We start from the raw sequence: 287 nt of genomic DNA on the forward strand, positions 1-287 counted from the left end.
GCAGACTGTGATGATCGAGCAGCAAGGGTTTTGCCTGTTCGGTGGTGAGTGTCTGCAAAAAACGTTTGGGCGATACTCCCGCCCAGCGCTGGAACAGTTTCAGACAATAACCTGGGCTGAGCTGTAGATACGCCGCCAGGGCATCAAGGGTTGGCTGTTCCGTTACATGCTGCTGCAGATAATCGATCGCGGCGGCAATACGGTGAAAATCACGGCTTTGCTGCTCGCCAGCGTATGGCTCGGTACCCTGGGCAGAGCGTTGGGTGGCAGGTTGAACAGAGCGCTGT

The 287-nt window shown here is 56.4% G+C and carries 1 pseudogene; it reads right to left on the reverse strand.

Annotation, left to right across the window (positions count from 1 at the left end):
- Positions 1 to 287 (reverse strand): annotated as a pseudogene (locus tag Q4563_RS19190) (AraC family transcriptional regulator); the annotation flags it as partial.

The sequence above is a fragment of the Gilvimarinus sp. 1_MG-2023 genome (assembly GCF_030548285.1).